Source organism: Alteriqipengyuania sp., from assembly GCF_964222115.1.
In the GTDB taxonomy this organism is placed as follows: Bacteria; Pseudomonadota; Alphaproteobacteria; order Sphingomonadales; family Sphingomonadaceae; genus Alteriqipengyuania.
The window spans coordinates 41,485-62,748 of sequence record NZ_CAXQBM010000006.1; the positions used below are offsets into that span (position 1 = coordinate 41,485).

Genomic DNA, 21,264 nt, shown 5'->3' on the forward strand with positions numbered 1-21,264 from the left:
ACCCTCCTAGGTCGGCTTGTGCTCAAGCGGCGTAGCTGTTGCAGCCCCACCGCTTGTAGTTCTTGACGCGCGGACACTTGCTCACCTTGGTGATCCACAGGTCGAAAATCCGCGGTTCGCGCAGGCATGCGAAATAGCCGATGCCGTGCATCACGGCGGCGACCGGCAGCGCCAGCCAGCTGCCCGTGATCAGGAACACCTCTGTCGTCACGCCGATATTGATGATGAAGTAGTTCATCGTCACACCCGCAAACATCTGCGGGCGGGTCAGCGCGCGGTGCACCGGATGTCTGACGAGCTGATCCATGTGCGACCCTGCTCCCCTGCCCTAGCCTGCGGCGGCCTGGATACCTGACACGATCGAAGCCGCGCCGAACAGGATGAACACACCGATGATCACGGTCGCACCGAAGCGCCAATTCATCCGGCCCGTCAGCATCATGAAGCCGACCGCCGCCACAGCCATCACCGCAACCATCGTCGCGACATTGCCCAGCAGCGTGCCCTGCAACCATGCCAGCGCATTAACGATGGGCCCGGAGCCTTGCGGATCGTTCTGCTGCACCTGCGCAAGCGCCGCGGAGGGCGACACAAGCGCGAGCAGCGCCGCAAGGCGAGAAATCGAAATCATGAGGATACCTTTAGTCGTTCCGGGAGTGATTGGCGAGACGGCCCATGATGGCCGCCACGTAAACTTGCGTTTCGCGGATACGCGGCACGCCATTGGCGCGCAACACGCGGCCCGGCCCCGCGTTATAAGCGGCCAGCGCCTTTTCGAGGTCGCCATCGAACCGGTCTAGCTGTTCGCGCAAGTACCGCGCGCCGCCTTCCAGGTTGGCGAAGGGATCGTCCGGGTTCACGCCGAGATCGCGGGCAGTACCCGGCATCAGCTGTGCGAGACCGCGGGCGCCCACCGGCGAAACCGCGTTGGCGCGCCACCGGCTTTCCTGCCAGACCAACGCTTCGATCAGGCTCGGGCTCAGGTCGAAGCGCGCAGCAAGCTCTGCCACCTTGGCCTGGTAAGCGGCAGGGACGGCTTGCGCGGTCAGGCGCGGGTTGGAAGTCACATGTGCGGGCAACCCCTCGACCGCTTCTTCGCCATCGAGGGAAACGATTTCGGCTGTCGCAATATCGAGAACCGATGCCTGTGCGGCAGTCATTTCCAGACCCGACGCAGGCATGCCGACATTCGGCCCTGCAATCCATTGCGCGCCGTTATCGCCAATTTCCATTACATCGGCCCGTGCCGGGGCCGTAAGCAGGGTCAGCACCGCAAAAACAGCGAGCCGACCCGATGTCCCGAGAATCATCGAGCCCTCCGTCCTGTCGCCATTGCGCATCATACATGACATCGCAGTGACACGCGAATGAACGGTTCCCACCGACTGTCTCGATTTTGCAACGGCTTGCCGCCGAAAGCGCTCGTATTTTTCCTCGGGATTTCAGACGTATGCGGCGACTACGCAATCGGATGCACCAGCACCCGATTGCCAACAGAAAGTAGACACTGCCCGATTAGCGCGAAGCGATAACGTCCCGCTCGCGCGCAAATTCGCCGTTTTCGAGCATTTCGAGACCCTTGCGCGCAAGGTCGGCCGGGTAGACGTAGCGTCCGTCAGTCGTTTCCAGCGTATAGTCGACACGCATCGAACGAACCTTCTCGAATGCGCGGCGCGCCGCCTCCGTTTCACCGGCACGCGCCAGTTCGACGCCGAGATTGATCAGTTCGGCCGGATCGTCCTGCGCATCGACCATCGCGATCGGCTGAAGCTCCACCGCTTCGGTCGCCTGCGCGGGCGGGAGCAGCATTGCCGCTGCCAAAATTCCCTGAACCAGCATGTCTCTCTCCTGTTTTTCAGGAGCGCAGCATGCACCTGCCGACCCTCAAATGCAACATTTCTGTAACATTGTCGTAAATTAGAAATATTTAGAGATCGCAAGTATCTGATTTTATATCATTTCGACGAAAAGCAGCCGTCGCGAGGTCTGTAACAAAAGAGTCTTTTATCAGGCCTCTGCCGGCCTCTTGCGCTGGAGCCCGCTGCGCTTGCAGCTCGCCACAAGGTCGCCGTGCTGGTTGTAGGCGCGATGCTCGAAGGTGACGATGCCCGCCTCGGGCCGGGACTTGCTTTCGCGCAGGCCCACGATCTCTGTCTGGATGTTGATGGTGTCGCCGTGGAACAGCGGCTTGGGGAAGCGCACCTCGTCCCACCCCAGGTTGGCGATCGCGGTGCCCAGCGTGGTGTCGTTGACAGAAATGCCCACCATCACCGAGAGGGTGAAGCACGAATTGACGATCCGGGTGCCGAACTCGGTACCCTTCATGTATTCCTCGTCGAGGTGAAGCTGTGCCGGGTTGTGCGTCATGCAGGTGAACATGACATTGTCCGTTTCGGTCACCGTGCGGCGGATCGGATGGTCGATCACCTGCCCCACTTCCATTTCGTCGAACCAGATCCCGGCCATGCTCTTCTCTCCTCGATAGGTTTGGGTGCGGGCGTAGCGAGCGCCCCCGCCCCGGAAAACCATTTTCCTACTCGTGCCTGTCTGGTTACGTGATGCGGCTCCCCCTTGCAGGAGTCTCCCCCATGCCCCTCATCGAAAGCCTGATCGGCCCGATCGCCTCGATCATCGACAAGATTATCCCGGACAAGGAAGCGCGGGCGAAAGCCAAGCTCGAACTGCTCGCGCTCGAGGGATCACACGAGCTGAAGGCCATCGAAGCGAGGATGTCCGCAATCGTGGCCGAAGCGCAGTCGGCCGACCCGTGGACCAGCCGTGCGCGGCCGAGCTTCCTCTACGTGATGTACGCGATGATCCTGTTCGCGCTGCCGATGGGCGTGCTCTCCGCCTTCGATCCGCGCATGGCGGTGAATATCGGCAACGGGATGACCGCCTACCTGCGCGGCCTGCCCGAGGAACTCTACGCGCTCTTCGGCACGGGCTACCTCGGCTACACCGCTGCGCGCCAGTGGGGAAAGATCAAGGGCGTGGAGCGGTAGGCTAGTGAAGAAACCGTTTAGCAATCGGCGATCACGTTGATACAATCAGCGGATGCAAGCTCGGCACGAGATTATTGCTCTCTACGCGGTCATGACATCGTGTTCGTATAGCGCATCGGAAGCCTCTCAAAATAGTGTGGAGGCTTGCGAGATTGCGCTTCACTATGCACAGCATTTCACTGAAAAAGTAGAAAACTTTGAGCCTTTTGAGGAGCGGCGCCTGGCCGTCATTTCCAGACGGGAAGGCCTCGTTCCCACACAAGAAGATCTCGATTTGTATACCGCTCAGAACCCGCCCGTTTATGACCCGGGAGAGTTTGAATTGGTTAGGATCGCTATTAATGCAGACGACGTTAGCGTCTTAGACGAATGCGAAAACGTAAGGAAATGGGCCGCACGGAATGATGTCTTGCTCGATGAAAATAAGATCGACGAGCTCACGCGAGAGGAAAAATGGTCCATTGTTCTCTTGAATCTAACGATGCCAGCGGTGAGCAAAAATTCCTCGAAAGCTATCATCTATGTCAGCGAATACGCAGGTGGGCTTGCAGGAGTCTCTGGATCCATGACCTACGAGAAGGGGCCTGACGGACAATGGCGTATCATTGAAGAGATCGTGCTCGGCGTCAGTTAAGCACCATCACTTCCACGGCTCGCTACATCGACGCGCGTACCATTGCTTCGAAATCCTCGGCGGTGACCGGGCGCGGGTTTGAACGGGCGGAGAGGTCCTTCTGGGCGTATTCCACCAGTTCGGCGATATCGCTTTCCTCCAGGCCCATCTCGGCAAGGCCGGAGGGGATGCCGATTGCGGCGTTCATCGCCTCCACGGCCTTGGCAAGATCGGCGCCCGGTTCCAGCCCCATGGCCTGCCGCAGGCGGACGTATTTCGCCTCGCACGCGCCTTCGTTGAAACGCAGGACTTCGGGCAGGAAGACCGCGTTGAGCGTGCCGTGATGCGGGTTGAGGCGACGAATGCGGCCTGCCGCGTGGCTCATGGCATGCACCGCGCCCAGCCCCTTGATGAAGGCCATCGCCCCTTCGGTGGAGCACATCATCATATGCCAGCGCGCATCACGGTCCGAACCGTCCTTCACCGCGCGCGGCAGGTACTGCCAGCCGCGCCAGAGGCCATCGAGCGCCACGCCCTCTGCCGGCGGATTGACCTGCGGGGTCAGGAACGCCTCGATACAATGGGTGATCGCATCCATGCCGGTCGCCGCGGTCATCCCGGCGGGCAGGCCCATCGTCAGTTCTGGATCGCAGATCGCGGCGCGCGGGATGAAAAGCGGGCTCGCAAAGGTCATCTTTCGCCCGTCTTCCAGGATGATGACGAACCCGACCGACACTTCGCTGCCGGTGCCCGACGTGGTTGGCACTGCAATGACGGGTGCGACGGACTTGATATTCTTCGCCCCGCCCAGCAGCGGATCGTACTGGGCGAGCGGACCGCCACTCCCGGCGAGCAGCGCGACCGCCTTGCCGAGATCCATCGAAGAACCGCCGCCCAGCGCGATCACACCGTCGCAGCCTTCGGAATTATAGAGGTCGAGCGCTGTCTTGACCGCTTCTTCGGTCGGGTTGCCCGGCGTTTCATCGAACACCGCGAACGGCGTGCCATCTTCCAGCGCGCCTGTTACCGTGTCGACAATGCCTGCACCCACCAGCCCCGCATCGGTCGCGATCAGGGGCTTCGTGACCCCCGCTTTCTTCAGTTCCCTGGACAACTGCTCCAGCGCGCCGAAATCGAAATGCGTGGTGGTCAGGTATGTCAGCGTGGCCATGATGCGCGCGAATCCTCTTCCTCAGGTTTGCGCATGTTCCTGTGCGTTGCACGCATGGTTGGCAAGGTTGGCGGGGTGGTGTCTGGTCATGAGCTGGCGCAACCCGTCAGGCTGAGTGGGCCTGTACGTTCTCATCCTCATTGTCCCCTTCGGCTACACCGCCACCTGCCACCAAGCGGAGGTCGTTGCCGTGGAGGGCGAGGCTGGATGGCAGAGAGATTGGGCGGGCAAACCAGTTACTGGTCTAATAAGATCCGTTGCATTCCACTCTCTCGAACCGCTCAAATGTAGGGTCGTATTCTACGGTAACCAGACCACAGCCCCCGCCACTCATGCCAGGTAGGTCCAGAGGGTCATCGAGCCAAAGGCTCTCGCCAGCTTGTACTAGTCGGACACCTTCGCTGCCGACCGGACAGGGAAAGGGCGAGTCCGACAAGCCCTGGCAATATTTCAGAACTTAGTATCGGTGTTCTTTATCGTGATTGGTATAGATGCCAATAATCGTGCCATCAGCACGCCGGGCGTAGTAACGTTCATAAGAGACGAGTGGATGTGCTTCTCTTGGCATTTCGACCGACATCTCGACGGTCTGGATAGCCTTCTGATTGGCGTATTCCTGATTGGCGCCGTCGTCCTGCGCGCAGCCCACGCAGGTGAAACCCACCGCAAGCAGGAGGACGAAATGAATGAACCGCATCGTAGCGAAAGTGACACGAGCCACCCTTGTCCGCAATAGCGGTCGTTGGCGGCCATGCGCTTCCACCGCCTCGTCGCCCCCGCTAAGGCGATGTCCATGACCAGCACCCTCTTCATCCTCAACGGCCCGAACCTCAACCTGCTCGGCACGCGCGAGCCGGAGATTTACGGTACGACGACGCTGGCCGAGATCGAGGCGGCGTGTATCGAGAAGGCGCGCAAGCATGGAGTTGGCGTCGACTTCCGACAGACCAATCACGAAGGCGTGCTAGTAGACTGGCTGCACGAGGCGCAGGAAGCTGGCGCGAAAGCCGTCATCATCAACGCAGCGGCCTATACGCACACCTCGATCGCGCTGCTCGACGCGGCCAAGGCGATCACGGTACCGGTGATCGAGGTGCACCTCTCGGACCCGCAGACGCGCGAGGATTTCCGCCACCGATCCTTCATCGGGGAAGCTGCGGTCGCGTGCTTCAAGGGCGCCGGGCTAGGGTCCTATCTGGAAGCCATCGAGGCGGCTAGCTCTCTCTAAACCTTGCATGAACGTGCAGGCGGGAGCATACGCGCCTCTTCCCCTTCCCCTCGATCAAGGTCTTATATGGCAGAGCAAAGCCGCAATTCCGGTCGCAAATCGAAAATGGACGTCGATATCAAACTCGTCCGCGAACTCGCCGAACTCCTCGCCGATACCGGCTTGACGGAGATCGAGGTCGAGGATGGAGACCGCAAGCTGCGCGTCGCGCGCGAGATACAGGCCGCAACCTATGCCGCACCGGCTCCGCAGGCCGCGCCCCCGGCACCTGCACCCGCTGCTGCGCCGCAGGGCGAAGCTGCCCCGCAGCCCGCATCTGGCGGAGCGGATATGGCCAATGCCGTCCCCTCCCCAATGGTCGGCACGGTGTACATGGCCCCCGAACCGGGCGCGAAGGACTTCATCGCCGTGGGCGACAAGGTGTCCGAAGGGCAGACGCTGCTCATCATCGAAGCGATGAAGGTGATGAACCCGATCGCCGCGCCGCGCAGCGGCACCGTTCGCCAGATCCTGGTCGACAATGCCCAGCCGGTCGAATTCGACCAGCCGCTGGTCGTCATCGACTGAGGACGCACGCCATGGCTATTTCCCGCATCCTGATCGCCAACCGCGGCGAAATCGCACTGCGTATCCACCGTGCCGCTCATGAGATGGGTATCGAAACGGTGGCGGTGCACTCCATTGCCGATGCCGATGCGATGCACGTGCGGCTAGCAGACCATGCGGTGTGCATCGGCCCGCCTGCTGCGGGCGAAAGCTATCTCAATGTCGCCAACATCATCTCGGCGGCCGAAGTCAGCCACGCCGATGCAATCCATCCCGGCTATGGATTCTTGAGCGAAAACGCCAAGTTCGCGGAAATCGTGGAAGCGCACGACATCGCATGGATCGGCCCCAAGCCCGAACATATCCGCACGATGGGCGACAAGGTGACCGCGAAGGCCACTGCAGGCGAATTGGGCCTGCCGCTGGTCCCGGGCAGCCCCGGCGCGGTCGCAAGCGTGGCCGAAGCGAAGGAAATCGCCGCCGAGATCGGCTATCCGGTACTGGTGAAAGCCGCCAGCGGCGGCGGTGGGCGCGGCATGAAGGTGGTGCCCAGCGAAGACCAGCTGGAAACGCTGATGAGCCAGGCCAAGTCCGAAGCAAAGTCCGCCTTCGGTGACGACACGGTCTACCTTGAAAAATACCTCGGCAATCCGCGCCATATCGAATTCCAGGTGTTCGGCGACGGGAACGGCGGCGCCGTCCATCTGGGCGAGCGCGACTGTTCGCTGCAGCGCCGCCACCAGAAGGTGCTGGAGGAAGCGCCCTCCCCCGTGCTCTCGTCCGAAGAGCGCAACCGGATGGGCGAAATCTGCGCGCAGGCCATGCGCGACATGGGCTATCGCGGGGCGGGCACGATCGAGTTCCTGTGGGAAGACGGGCAGTTCTTCTTCATCGAGATGAACACGCGCCTGCAGGTGGAACACCCGGTGACCGAAGCGATCACCGGCGTCGACCTGGTGCGCGAACAGATCCGCGTGGCCGAAGGCAAGCCGCTCTCCGTGAAGCAGGAGAATATCCGCTTCGAAGGGCATGCGATCGAGTGCCGCATCAATGCCGAAGACCCGTTTACCTTCGCGCCTTCGCCCGGAAAGGTTTCGGCCTATCATGCTGCGGGCGGCATGCATGTGCGCGTCGATTCAGGGCTGTACGCCGGATACTCGATCCCGCCCTATTACGATTCGATGATCGCCAAGCTGATCGTCTACGGTCGCACGCGCGAGGGATGCATCATGCGCCTGCGCCGCGCGCTGGAGGAAATGGTGGTCGAGGGGGTGAAGACCAATATCCCGCTGCACCAGGCCCTGCTGCACGAGCCCGACATCCTCAACGGCGACTATTCGATCAAGTGGCTGGAGGAATGGCTCGTCGGGCGCACCGCCGAAACCTAGCCTCGCACTATCCGCACTCGCCAAGCATAACCGCGTTTGTCATTTGAACGATGCGCCTGTCGGAAATAGGTTCTCGGACAGTTTTTCCGACGAATGTGAGGCGATATCAATGACATTCCTGAAAGGTGCGCTGCTTTGTGCCGCTACGCTGACGCTCATTATACCGTCGGTTTCGAGCGCCAGCGCGCAGGGAGCAAATGCCTCCCAGACCGCTGGAACGGAAATGTCTCCCGTGGCGATGCTCGATCCTTCAGCTGAAGCAGACATACCACTGCTTGAGCGACCCGATTGGTACTCTTACCGGCTGCGACAGTCCGATCCGGAAGTCATTAGTTCCACCCAGCGGCTCGCCCAAACAAAACTCGATCTGGTGGCAATTTCCAAGCGCTTGATCGATGGCCCGGCGATTGGGCCCGACTATGAAATGTTTCTGGGTGTCGACAGCACGGGCCAGATGCACGGTATCGCCATTGGCGGTGGGTTCGACAAGATCATCAGTGAAGAGGCGGGATGGAAACAGATCGCCGGTTTTGCAGGGCTGGTGATGTTCGTCGAGGGCATTGAGCCAATCGTTCTCACCCTGAACGATTACGATCGATATGTGCCCGAAGGGGCCAAGCTGACGGCCTCGGGCGTGCAATATTTCACCACCTTCACGATTCCGCAAAAGGCGTATCGCGCAATGAGTGGCCTGCCCGACGATGCCGAGATCAGGTTTCAATATTACACGAGGGACAAAAAGTTCCGGCCGCTACTCTACCAAGACGATTACACCGATCGGGATCTCGGTGTCGTCTTCACGGTCGGCTATCTCAAGCGGGTGACGATGTTCGTCTCCAGCGGAGCAATGGCCGAGTAAGCGCTAAAGTCCGGCAGTGGGAATGCTCACCCTACGTGAGGCGATCATGGACCGCCCGGCGAAATGCGAGCCGTGCCTAGCCGGGGAGATGACCTGCCCCGAGGGGAAGCGCCGCCTATAGCGGCTTTTGTGCGTGCCAGCCGCGCACCATGAAGGCCTGGAAGAAGGGAATTGGCAGCGAAAAACCGGCTTCGCGCCAGAAGCTCTCGGTCTCCGCGGGAGTCACCACACCCAGCATGTTGCGCAGCATTTCTTCGAGAGATGCGAGCGATTCCTCGGTCGCCCCCATTCGCTTCTGCACCTGCTTCCAGTCGTCGAGCATCGCGGGGAACTCCGGAGCGGACAGATCGCCGCTAATTTCCGCACTGACGAAGCGCCCGCCCGGCTTGAGCCGATCATAAATCGCACGGTAGAATGCTGGCCTCTCCGCCCGCTGGATGAAGTGCGCCACAAGCAGGCTCACGACCACGTGGAATCCGTCCTCCGCGACATCCTCGGCATAGCCTTGGACCAGTTGGCAGCGATCCATGATCCCCACCTCATCCAGCCGGTGCTGCGCGACCGCCAGCATCTCGGGTGACGGATCGACGCCGACAAAATGCCAGTCGGGGTGGATGGCGGCGAGCGAGAATATCTCGGCACCCGTCCCGACACCGACGCAGAGCACCCTCGCCTTATCCGGCACTCCCTCCAGAGTGAGGCCCATCAGGAAATGAAGGCAGTCCGAAATCGGCTTGAGACCGGCATTTCGCCGATCATAGGCGTCGGCCATTTCCTGGTTGAAGAACCCGGCCGTGCTGAAAGATGTGTGCTTGCTCATGATACGATGTATCATTAGTGGCAGCCCCCGGGATTGCAACCCTCAACCAAAGGGAAATCGACACGCTTCGCACTGGCATGCCCGGCCCGTGTTTGACAGGATGATATATTGTATCTAGCCGCCCCATCCGGATCGTATCGGAGTTAATTCATGACCATCGTAAACACAGCGCGGGCGAAGGCCTGCATGCTTTCGTTCGTTTCCACCATAGCGCTGCTGCCGCAGCCACGGCCCAGGACGCGACGAGAGAAACACCCAATCCCGACAATTCCCAATCCGAAAAACGCAAGCTTGCTGGCAACGACACGCTGGTTGTCATCGGGCAATCACTGAGCACTCCCGACGACGTGACCCCGCTGCCCGTTGCGGTTCTCACCGGCGACGAGCTGGCACACCGGCGTCGCGGCACTCTGGGTGAAACGCTGGACGGGCTGCCCGGGGTGCATATGGACAATTTCGGCGCAGGCGCCTCGCGTCCGGTCATTCGCGGTCAGACCCTGCCGCGCATCGAAATACTCTCCGACGGGGGAAATGTCTTCGATGCATCCGGCGTTTCGCCCGACCATGCGATTGTAACCGATCCGCTGTTGCTCGATGCGATCGAGGTGCAGCGCGGCCCAGCGGCGATCCGCTATGGCGGAAGCGCAGTAAATGGCGCGGTCAATCTCATCGACAGCAAGGTTCCCAAGACCCTTCCTTCAGGCGGGTTTACCGGTGCTTACGAGGCCCGATACGGCACGGCCGACCAGGAGATGTCCACCGCTGGCCGTGTCACCGCAGCGCTCGGCCCGATCGCGTTCCACGCAGAAGGTTCCTTGTCATACCGCGAGGATTACGAAGTGCCGGACAGCTATGGCAGCGACCGGCTGAAGGATTCCTTCGGAGACAGTTCCAGCTATGCCTTCGGTGCGTCCTGGGTAACGGACAAGGGCTATATCGGCGCGTCCTACACCCGGCAGGACGCCGAATACGGCCTCCCCGGCCACAGCCATCTCAACGGCGTGTGCCACACGCACGGCCGCGATCTGCACTGCGCAGCGCATGGCGCCTATGACGATCCGTTCGGGTCGTCCGACGATCATACGGCCTATATCGACCTGCGCAGCGAACGGGCCGATCTACGCGCGGATTTCACGGACCTGCTACCGGGCGTAGCCAGTGTCAGGTTGCGCGGCTCCTACACCGATTACGTCCATGACGAGATCGACGGCCCGGCCCTGTTCAGCCGCTACACCAATGAAGTGTGGGACGGGCGCATAGAGCTGACGCACGAGCCACTGCTGGGCTTCATCGGAACGCTGGGCGTGCAATACACCGATGGCACCTTTACCGGCCTGAACATCAATGATCTGCACTTTGGCGACGCGAATGGAGAGCTTCTCGACATACTCGAGCTTCTCTACGGACCCGCAGCAGAGGGCGCAGAATGGGGCTTCGTACCGCCTTATGAATACCGCACCCGCAATATCGGCGTTTTCCTCAGTGAGCGGCGCTCCTTCGGGCCGGTCGATGTCGAGTTGGCAGCCCGGAAGGACTGGCGCGAACTTTATGCCCCGCCGCCTGAATATCGTTTCGTCATCCCGGACGCTCTGGCGCCTTTGATCGACCCGTTGTTTCAAGGTCTCTTCGGTCCGGATTGGATGGAAGCCGTGCCGGCCATGGACATAGCTGATTATATCGAGCGCCATCCTGGCACCGAACACGAGCCACTCTCGGTTGCTCTGGGGGCGACCTGGAACCTCTCGCAAGACTATTCCGTTGCCCTGTCGCTGGCGCGTACGGAGCGTGCGCCCAATGTCCGCGAACTCTATGCCTATGGCAACAACCTTGCCACCAACAGCTATGAGCTCGGCCTCACGCAGGCCAGCCGTGCATCCTCGCGCTTCCCTGAACCGCGTCTCGATGTCATGGAAATCACCGACAGTGCGGGCTTGACCTTCCGCAAGGCAAGCGGCCCCCTCAGATTCGAGGTCGGGCTCTTCTATCAGGATGTGAAAGATTACATCTTTGCACGCCTGATCGAAACCGAAACCGAAACGGGCGTTCCGCATAATTACATCATCTATACTGCTTCCGATGCCGAGCTTTATGGGATCGACGGACAGATCAGCTATCAGCTCTCACCGGCCGCGAGATTGACGGTGTTTGGCGATTATGTCGGCACCGATCTGGTAAGCGAGGAAGTGGACGTTACACTCGACAACACCGGAGACAATCTGCCGCGCATTCCGCCGGGCCGGCTGGGTGCGCGCTATGAAGGAAACTGGGGCCCGTTCTCGGGCGATGTAGAATTCTACCGCACGTTCGAACAGGACAAGGTGGCGATCTACGAGACGCCGACCGATGGCTACGATATGCTCAACGCCACGATCGCCTACCGCTTCGACATACCGGGCGGCGGCGAGCTGGAACTCTACGCACGCGGCACGAACCTGACCAACGAGCTAGCCTACGTGCATACCTCTTTCGTGAAGGATCAGTCGCCATTGCGCGGGCGCAGCGTTGTCCTGGGCCTGCGCCACTCGTTCTGACCGGGGGGTGGCGGCTGTCACAACGACGCGCCGCCATTCCTTCGCTAGCGTGCAGCGTTACTTGCGCTGCTCACTTCAGCGGCACGCCCGGCGTGTACTTGCTGGTGCGGATGGTCAGCGATGTCTTCACGCTCGCCACGTTGGGCGCAGGGGTCAGCTTGCTGGTCAGGAACTCCTGGAAGCTCTGCAGGTCGCGGCTGACGATCTTGAGGATGAAGTCGATCTCCCCATTGAGCATGTGCACTTCGCGCACCTCGGCCAGGTCCTGCATCGCGGCCTCGAACTCGCGCAGCGATTCTTCGGCCTGGCTCTTCAGGCTGACCATCGCGAACACCACGATCGCGAAACCCAGTTTCGAAGGTTCGAGATCCGCATGATATCCGCGGATAACTCCCTCGTCCTCCAGCGCGCGCACGCGCCGCAGGCACGGTGGCGCCGTCAGCCCGACGCGGCGCGCCAGCTCCACATTGGTGACACGCCCTTCGGCCTGCAGTTCCTGCAGCAATTGCCGATCAATTTCGTCCAGATTGGCCATTCGGCCCGTCCCCTCTCACACGTTCATCCCTGTCGCCGCGTGGGCGAATCGCGAAAGGTTCACCTTGGTTAATAATCGACGCGGCTAACATTATTGTTCATGGCAGCGAATGTCCCGCTTTGCAACGTGGGGACTGACTGTCATTCCTGTGCCGTGGTAAAGGGTTATGAACCATACACGTCGCGTCGGGATGGCACGGCGGATAGCCCAGATCTCGCCACGCCCTAGCCGGAGCTTCGCCCCCTCGCCTCGCCATGCAGTTCGACGACCGCCTCGCCACAGTCCTGCGCCACAAGGCGAGTGCGAGTGCGGGCGCACGCACGCAATATCGGCAATTGCTCGACCTGCTCGGTCGTCCGCAACCCGGGCGCGACCCCAGCTTGCTGGCCGCCGCACGGCTGCGACTCGATTCGCTGGCCGAGGTCATCTCCGTGCGGGAGCGGGCAGAGATCGTGCGCGAGCAGGGGCGTCGGCTGAACGATCCTGCGCTGGTCGCGCAATTTGCAGAGGCAGAGCCGGATATTGCTTCCGCCGCCCTGTCGTCCGCGCGGCTGACCGAGGCCGAGTGGTTGAACCTGATCCCCGACCTGCCCGTGCGTGCACGCGGCTTCCTGCGCCTGCGCCGCGATTTGCCCGAACGTGTCGAAGTGTTGCTGGAGCGGCTGGGCGTGCGCGACCGTGCGCTGCCCCTCCCTCCGCAGCCGGAACCGCTGGTGGAGAACGAGCCCGAGCCGCAGGCTGCCGAAGCACCTCCTGTACCTGACCATCGGCAGGATGAGCATATCGTCGATGCCGAATATACCGAGGTGGAGGACGATGTCGCTCCCGCGCCGGAGCCGGAACCAGAACCTGAGCCCGCATCCACCAGCCCCGACCCTGCAATTGCGGCGGTAACTGTCGGCGCTGTTGCCGCCGGGGTCGCCGCCGCCAGCACCTCGCCCCGCGCCGAGCCCGAACCCCAGGTCGAACCCGAGCCCGCCGAAAAGCCGAGCGAAATCGCCGCGCTGCGCCAGCGGATCGATGCGTTTCAGAAAGCACGCGAGGAACGTCCCGCAGGCCCGCCCGCCGATGCTGCCGCACCCGCCCTGCCCTTCACCGATTCGAGCACACGGCAGGAAGAACTGACCGGGTTCGGCTTTTCCACCGACACTGCCGGGACGATCGACTGGGCAGACAGCTTCGCGGCCTCGCGGGTCATGTACCTGTCACTCCCGACGATCCTGCCCGAAGACCTGACCGGGGCGATCGAACGCCAGCTGCCGCTGCGCAGCCTGCCGGTGGTGCTGGAAGGCGGGCCGGGGATCGCGGGCGAATGGATCCTCGACGCGCAGCCGCGCTTCTCCAGCCCCGATGGCCGCTTCCTGGGCTATGCGGGCGGTTTCCGCCGCCCGTTGCAGGCCGAAGAACCGGGCAACCAGAGCGACCGCCTGCGGCAATTGCTGCACGAACTGCGCACTCCGGTAAACGCGGTGCAGGGTTTTGCCGAAGTGATCCAGCAGCAGGTCGTCGGCCCGGTCCCGCACGATTACCGCGCGCTTGCGGCCGGGATCGCAGGCGACAGTGCGCGCATGCTGGCCGGGTTCGACGATCTGGAGCGCCTCAGCCGCCTCGAAAGCGGGCGCCTGCGCCCGACCGGCGGCGATGCGGACCTTGCCGCGATCTTCCGCCAGCATCTCAGCCAGCTCACCCCCCTGTTGCAGCCGCGCAATGCGGGCTTTGTCGCCACGCTTGGTGGAACCTGCCGGGTCGACCTTGCGCGTAACGAGGCGGAGCTGCTCAGCTGGCGCATCCTCGCCACGCTCGGTTCGGCTGCGGCGCCCAGCGAAAAGCTTGCGCTGACGCTGGACCACGAGGGCAGCAATGCGCTGTTCGTCGCGGACCTGCCTGCCTCGCTCAATGGCAGCGAGGATATCTTCGCCGCGCGGGGCAAGCCGCTCTCCGTCGCGATCAGCGCAGGCCCATTCGGCCCCGGCTTCGCTTTGCGGCTGGCAAGAGCGGAGGCACGCGCCATCGGTGGGAGCCTGCGTCGTGAAAACCGGCGGTTGATACTCACGCTCCCCGCTTTGACCACGCATCGGGCCGACGCTACGCAGAGCCACGGAGTGCCCGAACACGTCGCCTGATCCGTGCGGCATGGCGCTCGGGACGGGGGCGAAGACCGCATGCTCACACTGCCAAAGCCATCGCAGGCGGCCAGTTTCGCGCCCGGCTTCGCGCCCGCATCGCTGCTGACGGTCGATACCGAAGAAGGGTTCGACTGGGACGCGCCTTTCACCCGCGACAAGCACGACCTGACGCATCTCGATGGATTGCCCGCGTTCCAGGCCTTGTGCGAAGAGCTGGGCGTTTCGCCTGTCTACCTTGTCGACTGGCCCATCGTGCAATCGCAACGCGCGAAGGAAATCATCGGCAATGCCGTGAAGCGCGGCGCTGCCGAAGTCGGCGTGCAGCTGCACCCTTGGGTGAACCCGCCGTTCGACGAGGACGTGACCACGCATAATTCCTTTGCGGGCAACCTGCCGCCCGAGCTCGAGCGGGCCAAGTTCACTGCATTGCGCGATGCTATCGAGGAGGCATTCGGCACCCCGCCGATGATCTACCGCGCAGGCCGTTACGGCCTTGGCCCGGCGACCAGGGCGCTGCTGAACGAGACGGGCGTTTGCGTCGATAGTTCGGTGCGCGCGACCTACGACTACTCTTCAGGCGATGGCCCGGACTACAGCCGCTTTCCCGACCGGCCATACTGGATCGGCGCGGAGCAGGCCTTGCTCGAACTGCCGCTGACGACGGTGTTCACCGGCGCGCTGTCCCGCCACGGCGCGAAGCTGTTTCCTGCTCTGGATGGATTGCCCCTTGCTGGAGCAATCGCCGCCCGTACCGGCCTGCTGGAACGGATCGCGCTCACCCCGGAAGGCACCCCGTTGCCCGCTGCGATCCGTGCGGTCGATGCAGCGCTTAAGCAGGGCCTGCCGCTGCTGGTGCTGTCGTTCCACAGCCCCTCGCTGGCGCCGGGCAACACGCCTTACGTTCGAACGCAAGCCGATCTGGAGCGGCTGTTCGACTGGCTGCGCGGCGTTTACGCCCATCTTGCGACGTGCGGCGTCACCTCAACCACCGTGCGCGACACGTGGGCCGCCGCCCAACACGCATAAGCGGCACTGCCCGCTTGCGAATGCGGGGATTCGCTTGTAGCGGCACGCGTTGCGATGGCATCAACCGGCATCGATCCCTCGGGGGCCTGTAGCTCAGTTGGTTAGAGCTGGCCGCTCATAACGGCTAGGTCGCGGGTTCGAGTCCTGCCGGGCCCACCGGGATTGCCACCATCGCATCGGCCAGACTGTTTCTGGCGGTCGGGGAGTAGCGCAGCCTGGTAGCGCATCTGCTTTGGGAGCAGAGGGTCGCAGGTTCGAATCCTGTCTCCCCGACCAATCCGGCCTGCAATCGGGCCCGCGCCATCTCGGCAGACGAGCGCTCAGATGCCTTGCGTGAATGCGTAGGTAAGCAGGCTGGCGGTCAGCAGCCCTAGGCAGATTACACCGCCCTTGGCGAACTTCTTTTGCACGCGCTGCCTGCGTGCATGTTCGCGACGGGCTTTATTGCTTCGGGGAATTGCTCTCGCCAACCTCGCACCTCTACGTAAACCGGAACCGCCATGCTGCGGTCTGGTGCGATGCTAGTGAACGCAGCCGATGCAAGTCCACTAGTAGAATGGATAAACTTCAATAGTCTTCAACAGTTACGTGCCGTCAGCGGTTTTTGCGCGGCGGGCATCGTCCTCGTGCGTCGCAGCCCACACCACGCTACCCGCGCTGAACCCGTGGACCAGCGTGGAGAGCAGGATCGTGAAGGTCACCGTGGCCCACAAGACGCCTTCGTCGACCAGGTCGAGCTGCCCACCCGCATAGGCGAGGTAATAGATCGAGCCGATACCGCGCACGCCATAGAAAGCGACCACACCGCGCTGGCGGATCGAAAGGGGCGTGCCCCACAGCGCCAGCATCCCGCTCAGCGGCCGGAACAGGAAAATCAGCGCCACGCCCAGCACGGCATGCTGCCAGTCGAGATAGCCCAGCAAGGCGGGGATCGCTCCGCCAAGCAACACGAGCAGGATCGCGGTGACCGAATGCTCGAGCGCGCTGGAGAACGAGTGAAGCCGTCCGTGATATTCGTGCTCCGCCTCCTCCCGGCGCAGCACCACACCCATGCAGAATGCCGCGATAAAGCCGTATCCCTCGATCAGCTCGGTCAGGCCGTAAGTCACCAGCACGCCTGCCAGCGCGATCACTCCGGTGCCTGCGTCGGCCAGCGGATTGCGCCCGGGCAAAGCAAACAGCACCTTGCCCAGCAGCCAGCCCGCAGCAACGCCCGCCAAGGCGCCGACAATGATCTTGTAGCCGACATAAAAACCCAGCCATTCGCCGATCCAGTCCGATACTCCGCCGCTCGCCGCGACGATGAATATCGCGAGGTAGACGAATGGGAACGCCAGCCCGTCGTTTAGACCCGCTTCGGTGGTCAGCGCGAACCGCACAGGATGTTCCCCCCCTTCGAGCGGCGGGCCAACCTGCACGTCTGCCGCAAGCACGGGGTCGGTCGGCGCAAGTACGGCGGCGAGCAGCACCGCTGCAGCCAGCGTCAGCCCGACGACCTGGCCAAGCAGCACCACCGCAAGAATGCACAGCGGCATCGCAATCGCGAGCAGGCGGATGGTCGGATTCCATATCCCCTTGCCGCCGATATGATCGATCCTGATGCCCGTGCCGAACAGCGCGATGATCACCGCGAACTCGCTCGCCAGCTCCCAGATTCGCGGATTGTCGATCGGATTAAGCGCGTCGGGCACACCCGGCAGCAGGCCGAACACCGCCAGCCCGCCAAGGATAAGCAGGCCCGAAGCGGCAGGTTCCCGCCCGCGAAAATAGCGCGGCAGCCAGTATGCGAGGATGATCGCAAGCCCGCACCCGGCCAGCAGGAAATGATAGGGATCGAGGCCGAAGGTGTCGCTTTGCATGACAGCCTAACGCACCTGCGGCGCGTGAGGGCCCCGATCTTTATTCCGACCGTTTTAGCGGCCCGGCCGTATTGGCAAGGATGCCGACCACCTGCGTCCACACCGCCACGTTCTGCCGCAGCTGTTCCGGATCGATCTTGTCCAGCGTATCGTCGGGCGTGTGGTGCAAATCGAAATAGCGGGTGCCATCCTGCTGCAGGTCGATAATCGCGCTACCCTGTTCGCGCGCGATGTTCAGATCGGCCCCGCCGCTGGCGACGATGCCGGAATCCGCCACGCCGAACCGCGCGACCGATTGCGCCAACTGCCGGTGCAGATCGGGATTGCTGTCACGGAAATTGCTTTCGAACCGCCAGATCCGGTCGGCGCCGAAATCGCTCTCGATTCCCACCGCGATGGGATCGTCGGCATGGGCTTCGGCGTAGGCCTTGCTACCCCAAAGGCCGACTTCCTCCGCCCCTGCGATCAGGAGACGCACCGTCCGCAGCGGCTGTCCTGCCTTGGCGACATTGAGCGCGGCCGCCGCGATGATCCCGCAACCGGCGCCATCGTCGAAGGCACCCGGCGCGTTCCACCAGCTGTCGAGATGGCAGGCGAGCAGGACGGGCGGCAGCGAAGGATCGCTACCGGTAATGTCCGCGACCACATTGCCGCTCTGCGTGGTGCCGATCATCCGCGGGGTCAGCACCAGCTTCATGCGCACAGGCTTTCCATCCGCACGTTCGAAAATGCGTTCGAGGTTTGCGGCGTCGGGCAGCGACAGCGCCCCGGCAGGGATCGGCGTGGTCCGGTCGGGGAAGCTCGTCCCACCCGTGTGCGGGTTACGCCGGAAGTCCGTGCCGACCGACTTGATGACCGTCGCGACCGCGCCCTTGCCCGCCGCAATGCCGGGCCCGATCCAGCGCGCAGGCCCCGCAAAGCCATAGCCAGAGCCATCCTGCGTCGGACGCATGTCATGGCTGATATAAGCGATCTTGCCCTTCAGGCTGCCATTGGGTGCCGCCATCAGCGCGCCGACGCTTTCGAACCCGACCACTTCGGCTTCGATGCCCTTGTCTCCGGTCGATGCACTATTGCCGAGCGGCTGGACCACCATCGGCTGTGGAAAGGGGCTAAGGATTTCGACCCGATGGCTCTCGCCCGGGACCCATGTTTCCATGTCGAACGGCTCGACCGCGATATTGCTGAAGCCTTGTTCCTCCAGCCATTCAACCGCCCACGCCCGCGCACGCTCTTCCGCTTCGGTGCCTGCCTGCCGGGGGCCGACTTCGGTCGTGATCGCCTCCACGAAATCCCACGCGATGCGATCATTGTCGAGCGCCCAGTCGGCAACCTGGTCCAGCGTACAGGCATCTTCGCACGGGCCGGGGCCGAGTTGTGCGGCGGCGGGAGATGCGAGGACGAGCGAAAGCGCAATCGGCGCGATGAGGCGTGTGTTCATGGGCGAATGGCTAGCGCTACGGCCCTGTCCTGCCAAGCCCGCAGAATCAGAGAAACACGACCTCGACGCCCTTCTCGATTGCTCGCGCCAGTGCGGCGACGTTCCAGTTGGTCAGGCGCACGCAGCCGTGGCTTGCGCCCTTTGCGATCAGGTTCGGGTCCGGCGTGCCGTGAATGCCGTAGCCATCCTTGGTGAGGTCGATCCACGTTCCGCCCACGGGATTGTTGGGCCCCGGTTGCAGGATGTACGTACCATCGGGGCCCCAGTCCTGCTCATCGCCCTTGAAGGTGTAGTTCGGCTTCGGCGCGACGGTGTTCACCTGCATGCTGCCGCTCGGGCTCGGGAATTCGACACTGCCGATGCTGGCGGGGAAGCTCGCGACCATCTTGCCCGCGTCGTCGAATGCGATCAGGCTGCCCTCGCCCTTCCGCACTTCCAACCGCGCAATGTCTCCATCTATGCGGGTCTTCCCGTGACTGACGATCACCAGCTTCGTGCCCGCCTTGCCGAAATCGGCATCGGGGTTGAGTGCTTTCAGGAAATCCTGGTCCATGTGAAACCGCTCGGCCAGCATTTCCAACGGCGTTTCAAAGCCCAGCGTGTCGAGCTTCGCCATCTCGGAAAACTCCTCCGGCAGCGTGCGGAAGGGGCCCTTCGCGTCGGCTGCGGTCACCGTGTAGGTGCGGAAGATATCGCCGCCCACATCATCGAACAACGCGGCAAGGAAGGCCTCGTCCACACCACCTGCGCCCAGTTCGTGTGCTTCCCTGTAGTACCGGACGGCGCGGTCGGTATTGCCACCGCCAAACCCGTCGATGACACCCGGAGCATGCGCTGTGCGGTCGAGCATCACCTGCACGGCCAGCATCGTCGGGGTGCGATCGCCCAGCATCTCCTGCGTCACGCCGCTTGGCAATGCGAGCGAGACCTCGCTCCCGCGCAGCGTGGCCTCGGCACGCGCGGCGGTGCGCGCATCGTCATACCCACCCCGGGGCTCTGGCGATGCCGGGCGCTCGGCCTGCGATGTTTCCTCCTTTTCGGTGTCGGTGCCCTGGAGCCCGCAGGCAGAGAGCACGGCGGCGGCGAACGCAAGCGACGCGAATTTGTACAAAACCATCTCTCGCGAACGGCATGGGCCAGACCCGGTTCCCGCGCTTGCCCCGGCTCGCTTCAGCGCCTATCTGGCGGGCCAATTCTCCGAACACTGCCAGATCCGAAGGACCATCAATGGCCGCGCAATACGCCTACGTCATGAAGAACATGACCAAGACCTTCACCGGTGCCCCCAAGCCGGTGCTGAACAATATCAACCTGCAGTTCTACCAGGGCGCGAAGATCGGCATCGTCGGGCCCAACGGCGCGGGCAAGTCTACCCTGATGAAGATCATGGCCGGGATCGATACCGAGTTTTCGGGCGAGGCGTGGCCGGGCGAGAACATCACCGTCGGCTACCTGCCGCAGGAGCCCGAGCTGGACCCGACCAAGACCGTGCTCGAAAACGTGAAGGACGGCGCGCGCGAAACCGCCGACATGGTCGAACGGTTCAACGCGATCGGCATGGAAATGGCCGAGGAAGACGCCGATTTCGACGCGCTCAGCACCGAAATGGCGGAACTGCAGGAGAAGATCGACGCGGTCGATGGCTGGACGCTCGACAACCAGCTCGAAATCGCGATGGAAGCCCTGCGCTGCCCGCCCTCGGACGCGAGCGTCGAGAACCTCTCGGGCGGTGAAAAGCGCCGCGTCGCGCTGACCCGCCTGCTGATCCAGAAGCCGGGCATCCTGCTGCTGGACGAACCGACCAACCACCTCGACGCCGAAAGCGTCAACTGGCTCGAAAACCACCTCGCCGAATATGCCGGCGCGGTGCTGATGATCACCCACGATCGCTACTTCCTCGATAACGTCGTCGGCTGGATCCTCGAGCTCGATCGCGGGTCCTACTACCCGTACGAAGGCAACTACTCGACCTATCTCGACAAGAAGGCCAAGCGCCTCGCACAGGAAGAGCGTGAGGAATCGGGCCGCCAGAAGGCGCTGTCGGACGAGCTCGACTGGATCCGGCAGAACCCCAAGGGCCGCCCGACCAAGTCCAAGGCGCGCCTGCGCACGTTCGAAC

22 protein-coding genes and 2 tRNA genes are annotated in these 21,264 nt (G+C 62.7%); 12 read left to right on the forward strand and 12 right to left on the reverse strand.

The annotated features are described in order from the left end of the window. Positions 1-22: 22 nt before the first annotated feature. The 5 genes from ACEQXE_RS00455 to ACEQXE_RS00475 all read right to left on the reverse strand — a co-directional run bounded on the left by ACEQXE_RS00455 (position 23) and on the right by ACEQXE_RS00475 (position 2,529). Complete coding sequence (locus ACEQXE_RS00455; RefSeq protein ID WP_370176922.1) at positions 23-307, reverse strand: type IV secretion system protein VirB3; 285 nt, start codon at positions 305-307, stop codon at positions 23-25. Positions 308-328: 21 nt separating this feature from the next. Next, complete coding sequence (locus tag ACEQXE_RS00460; protein ID WP_370176923.1) at positions 329-631, reverse strand: TrbC/VirB2 family protein; 303 nt, start codon at positions 629-631, stop codon at positions 329-331. Between the two features lie 10 nt (positions 632-641). Continuing rightward, a complete protein-coding gene (locus tag ACEQXE_RS00465; protein ID WP_370176924.1) occupies positions 642-1,310 on the reverse strand; it encodes a lytic transglycosylase domain-containing protein in 669 nt (222 codons plus the stop codon). Between the two features lie 205 nt (positions 1,311-1,515). Next, complete coding sequence (locus ACEQXE_RS00470; RefSeq protein WP_370176925.1) at positions 1,516-1,839, reverse strand: hypothetical protein; 324 nt, start codon at positions 1,837-1,839, stop codon at positions 1,516-1,518. 168 nt (positions 1,840-2,007) lie between these two features. Then, the gene (locus tag ACEQXE_RS00475; protein WP_370176926.1) at positions 2,008-2,529 is read right to left on the reverse strand and encodes a MaoC family dehydratase; all 522 of its coding nucleotides are present in this window, start codon (positions 2,527-2,529) and stop codon (positions 2,008-2,010) included. Between the two features lie 59 nt (positions 2,530-2,588). Here ACEQXE_RS00475 and ACEQXE_RS00480 point away from each other — a divergent pair, with 59 nt between their 5' ends. Further along, the gene (locus tag ACEQXE_RS00480; RefSeq protein ID WP_370176927.1) at positions 2,589-3,002 is read left to right on the forward strand and encodes a holin family protein; all 414 of its coding nucleotides are present in this window, start codon (positions 2,589-2,591) and stop codon (positions 3,000-3,002) included. Between the two features lie 52 nt (positions 3,003-3,054). Continuing rightward, complete coding sequence (locus tag ACEQXE_RS00485) at positions 3,055-3,636, forward strand: hypothetical protein (protein WP_370176928.1); 582 nt, start codon at positions 3,055-3,057, stop codon at positions 3,634-3,636. 22 nt (positions 3,637-3,658) lie between these two features. On the opposite strand, the gene ACEQXE_RS00490 is transcribed toward ACEQXE_RS00485, so the two are convergent. Together ACEQXE_RS00490 and ACEQXE_RS00495 are read right to left on the reverse strand one after the other, a co-directional pair. Continuing rightward, entirely contained in the window at positions 3,659-4,786 is a 1,128-nt protein-coding gene (locus tag ACEQXE_RS00490) for an iron-containing alcohol dehydrogenase (protein WP_370176929.1), read from the reverse strand. A 457-nt stretch (positions 4,787-5,243) separates the two neighbouring features. After that, positions 5,244-5,483 carry a hypothetical protein gene (locus ACEQXE_RS00495; RefSeq protein ID WP_370183280.1) on the reverse strand — a complete coding sequence of 80 codons (240 nt, stop codon included), beginning with the start codon at positions 5,481-5,483 and terminating at the stop codon, positions 5,244-5,246. 96 nt (positions 5,484-5,579) lie between these two features. Here ACEQXE_RS00495 and ACEQXE_RS00500 point away from each other — a divergent pair, with 96 nt between their 5' ends. The 4 genes from ACEQXE_RS00500 to ACEQXE_RS00515 all read left to right on the forward strand — a co-directional run bounded on the left by ACEQXE_RS00500 (position 5,580) and on the right by ACEQXE_RS00515 (position 8,807). Then, the gene (locus tag ACEQXE_RS00500; RefSeq protein WP_370176931.1) at positions 5,580-6,014 is read left to right on the forward strand and encodes a type II 3-dehydroquinate dehydratase; all 435 of its coding nucleotides are present in this window, start codon (positions 5,580-5,582) and stop codon (positions 6,012-6,014) included. A gap of 105 nt (positions 6,015-6,119) precedes the next feature. Next, entirely contained in the window at positions 6,120-6,581 is a 462-nt protein-coding gene (accB, locus tag ACEQXE_RS00505; protein ID WP_370176932.1) for an acetyl-CoA carboxylase biotin carboxyl carrier protein, read from the forward strand. 11 nt (positions 6,582-6,592) lie between these two features. After that, positions 6,593-7,948 carry an acetyl-CoA carboxylase biotin carboxylase subunit gene (gene accC, locus ACEQXE_RS00510; protein ID WP_370176933.1) on the forward strand — a complete coding sequence of 452 codons (1,356 nt, stop codon included), beginning with the start codon at positions 6,593-6,595 and terminating at the stop codon, positions 7,946-7,948. A 109-nt stretch (positions 7,949-8,057) separates the two neighbouring features. Beyond that, positions 8,058-8,807: a hypothetical protein gene (locus tag ACEQXE_RS00515; protein ID WP_370176934.1), complete on the forward strand. Its 750-nt coding sequence runs from the start codon at positions 8,058-8,060 to the stop codon at positions 8,805-8,807. A 115-nt stretch (positions 8,808-8,922) separates the two neighbouring features. Here ACEQXE_RS00515 and ACEQXE_RS00520 read toward each other — a convergent pair whose 3' ends face one another. Further along, complete coding sequence (locus tag ACEQXE_RS00520) at positions 8,923-9,627, reverse strand: class I SAM-dependent methyltransferase (protein WP_370176935.1); 705 nt, start codon at positions 9,625-9,627, stop codon at positions 8,923-8,925. Positions 9,628-9,974: 347 nt separating this feature from the next. Here ACEQXE_RS00520 and ACEQXE_RS00525 point away from each other — a divergent pair, with 347 nt between their 5' ends. After that, positions 9,975-12,158, forward strand: coding sequence for a TonB-dependent receptor domain-containing protein (locus ACEQXE_RS00525; protein ID WP_370176936.1), 2,184 nt, complete (start codon positions 9,975-9,977; stop codon positions 12,156-12,158). A 70-nt stretch (positions 12,159-12,228) separates the two neighbouring features. Here ACEQXE_RS00525 and ACEQXE_RS00530 read toward each other — a convergent pair whose 3' ends face one another. After that, positions 12,229-12,693 carry an Lrp/AsnC family transcriptional regulator gene (locus ACEQXE_RS00530; RefSeq protein ID WP_370176937.1) on the reverse strand — a complete coding sequence of 155 codons (465 nt, stop codon included), beginning with the start codon at positions 12,691-12,693 and terminating at the stop codon, positions 12,229-12,231. A 254-nt stretch (positions 12,694-12,947) separates the two neighbouring features. Here ACEQXE_RS00530 and ACEQXE_RS00535 point away from each other — a divergent pair, with 254 nt between their 5' ends. From ACEQXE_RS00535 to ACEQXE_RS00550, 4 genes are all read left to right on the forward strand, one after another. Next, on the forward strand, positions 12,948-14,816 hold the full coding sequence (locus ACEQXE_RS00535; RefSeq protein WP_370176938.1) for a sensor histidine kinase: 1,869 nt from the start codon (positions 12,948-12,950) through the stop codon (positions 14,814-14,816). 39 nt (positions 14,817-14,855) lie between these two features. Continuing rightward, on the forward strand, positions 14,856-15,845 hold the full coding sequence (locus tag ACEQXE_RS00540) for a polysaccharide deacetylase family protein (protein ID WP_370176939.1): 990 nt from the start codon (positions 14,856-14,858) through the stop codon (positions 15,843-15,845). An 82-nt stretch (positions 15,846-15,927) separates the two neighbouring features. Beyond that, positions 15,928-16,001, forward strand: a tRNA-Ile gene (locus tag ACEQXE_RS00545). A gap of 43 nt (positions 16,002-16,044) precedes the next feature. Next, positions 16,045-16,121, forward strand: a tRNA-Pro gene (locus ACEQXE_RS00550). 308 nt (positions 16,122-16,429) lie between these two features. Here the strand turns inward: ACEQXE_RS00550 and ACEQXE_RS00555 are convergent. From ACEQXE_RS00555 to ACEQXE_RS00565, 3 genes are read right to left on the reverse strand one after another with little or no spacing between them, the layout of a single operon-like run. Beyond that, positions 16,430-17,704: a cation:proton antiporter gene (locus ACEQXE_RS00555; RefSeq protein WP_370176940.1), complete on the reverse strand. Its 1,275-nt coding sequence runs from the start codon at positions 17,702-17,704 to the stop codon at positions 16,430-16,432. A 40-nt stretch (positions 17,705-17,744) separates the two neighbouring features. Then, a complete protein-coding gene (locus ACEQXE_RS00560) occupies positions 17,745-19,145 on the reverse strand; it encodes a M20/M25/M40 family metallo-hydrolase (protein ID WP_370176941.1) in 1,401 nt (466 codons plus the stop codon). Between the two features lie 46 nt (positions 19,146-19,191). Further along, positions 19,192-20,262 carry a L,D-transpeptidase family protein gene (locus ACEQXE_RS00565; protein ID WP_370176942.1) on the reverse strand — a complete coding sequence of 357 codons (1,071 nt, stop codon included), beginning with the start codon at positions 20,260-20,262 and terminating at the stop codon, positions 19,192-19,194. A gap of 110 nt (positions 20,263-20,372) precedes the next feature. Between ACEQXE_RS00565 and ACEQXE_RS00570 the strand changes: the two genes are divergently transcribed. Then, positions 20,373-21,264, forward strand: an 892-nt coding sequence (locus tag ACEQXE_RS00570; protein WP_370176943.1) for an ATP-binding cassette domain-containing protein, incomplete at its 3' end; no start/stop codon positions are given.

Excerpts from the sequence above, each read along its gene's own strand:
- ACEQXE_RS00465 (WP_370176924.1), bottom strand. The coding sequence starts at position 1,310 with ATGATTCTCGGGACATCGGGTCGGCTCGCTGTTTTTGCGGTGCTGACC.
- accC (WP_370176933.1), top strand. The coding sequence starts at position 6,593 with ATGGCTATTTCCCGCATCCTGATCGCCAACCGCGGCGAAATCGCACTG.
- ACEQXE_RS00535 (WP_370176938.1), top strand. The coding sequence starts at position 12,948 with ATGCAGTTCGACGACCGCCTCGCCACAGTCCTGCGCCACAAGGCGAGT.
- ACEQXE_RS00455 (WP_370176922.1), bottom strand. The coding sequence starts at position 307 with ATGGATCAGCTCGTCAGACATCCGGTGCACCGCGCGCTGACCCGCCCG.
- ACEQXE_RS00555 (WP_370176940.1), bottom strand. The coding sequence starts at position 17,704 with ATGCAAAGCGACACCTTCGGCCTCGATCCCTATCATTTCCTGCTGGCC.
- ACEQXE_RS00485 (WP_370176928.1), top strand. The coding sequence starts at position 3,055 with ATGCAAGCTCGGCACGAGATTATTGCTCTCTACGCGGTCATGACATCG.
- ACEQXE_RS00495 (WP_370183280.1), bottom strand. The coding sequence starts at position 5,483 with ATGCGGTTCATTCATTTCGTCCTCCTGCTTGCGGTGGGTTTCACCTGC.
- ACEQXE_RS00470 (WP_370176925.1), bottom strand. The coding sequence starts at position 1,839 with ATGCTGGTTCAGGGAATTTTGGCAGCGGCAATGCTGCTCCCGCCCGCG.
- ACEQXE_RS00520 (WP_370176935.1), bottom strand. The coding sequence starts at position 9,627 with ATGAGCAAGCACACATCTTTCAGCACGGCCGGGTTCTTCAACCAGGAA.
- ACEQXE_RS00500 (WP_370176931.1), top strand. The coding sequence starts at position 5,580 with ATGACCAGCACCCTCTTCATCCTCAACGGCCCGAACCTCAACCTGCTC.
- ACEQXE_RS00560 (WP_370176941.1), bottom strand. The coding sequence starts at position 19,145 with ATGAACACACGCCTCATCGCGCCGATTGCGCTTTCGCTCGTCCTCGCA.
- ACEQXE_RS00530 (WP_370176937.1), bottom strand. The coding sequence starts at position 12,693 with ATGGCCAATCTGGACGAAATTGATCGGCAATTGCTGCAGGAACTGCAG.
- ACEQXE_RS00475 (WP_370176926.1), bottom strand. The coding sequence starts at position 2,529 with ATGGTTTTCCGGGGCGGGGGCGCTCGCTACGCCCGCACCCAAACCTAT.
- ACEQXE_RS00490 (WP_370176929.1), bottom strand. The coding sequence starts at position 4,786 with ATGGCCACGCTGACATACCTGACCACCACGCATTTCGATTTCGGCGCG.
- ACEQXE_RS00565 (WP_370176942.1), bottom strand. The coding sequence starts at position 20,262 with ATGGTTTTGTACAAATTCGCGTCGCTTGCGTTCGCCGCCGCCGTGCTC.
- ACEQXE_RS00515 (WP_370176934.1), top strand. The coding sequence starts at position 8,058 with ATGACATTCCTGAAAGGTGCGCTGCTTTGTGCCGCTACGCTGACGCTC.
- accB (WP_370176932.1), top strand. The coding sequence starts at position 6,120 with ATGGACGTCGATATCAAACTCGTCCGCGAACTCGCCGAACTCCTCGCC.
- ACEQXE_RS00460 (WP_370176923.1), bottom strand. The coding sequence starts at position 631 with ATGATTTCGATTTCTCGCCTTGCGGCGCTGCTCGCGCTTGTGTCGCCC.
- ACEQXE_RS00540 (WP_370176939.1), top strand. The coding sequence starts at position 14,856 with ATGCTCACACTGCCAAAGCCATCGCAGGCGGCCAGTTTCGCGCCCGGC.
- ACEQXE_RS00480 (WP_370176927.1), top strand. The coding sequence starts at position 2,589 with ATGCCCCTCATCGAAAGCCTGATCGGCCCGATCGCCTCGATCATCGAC.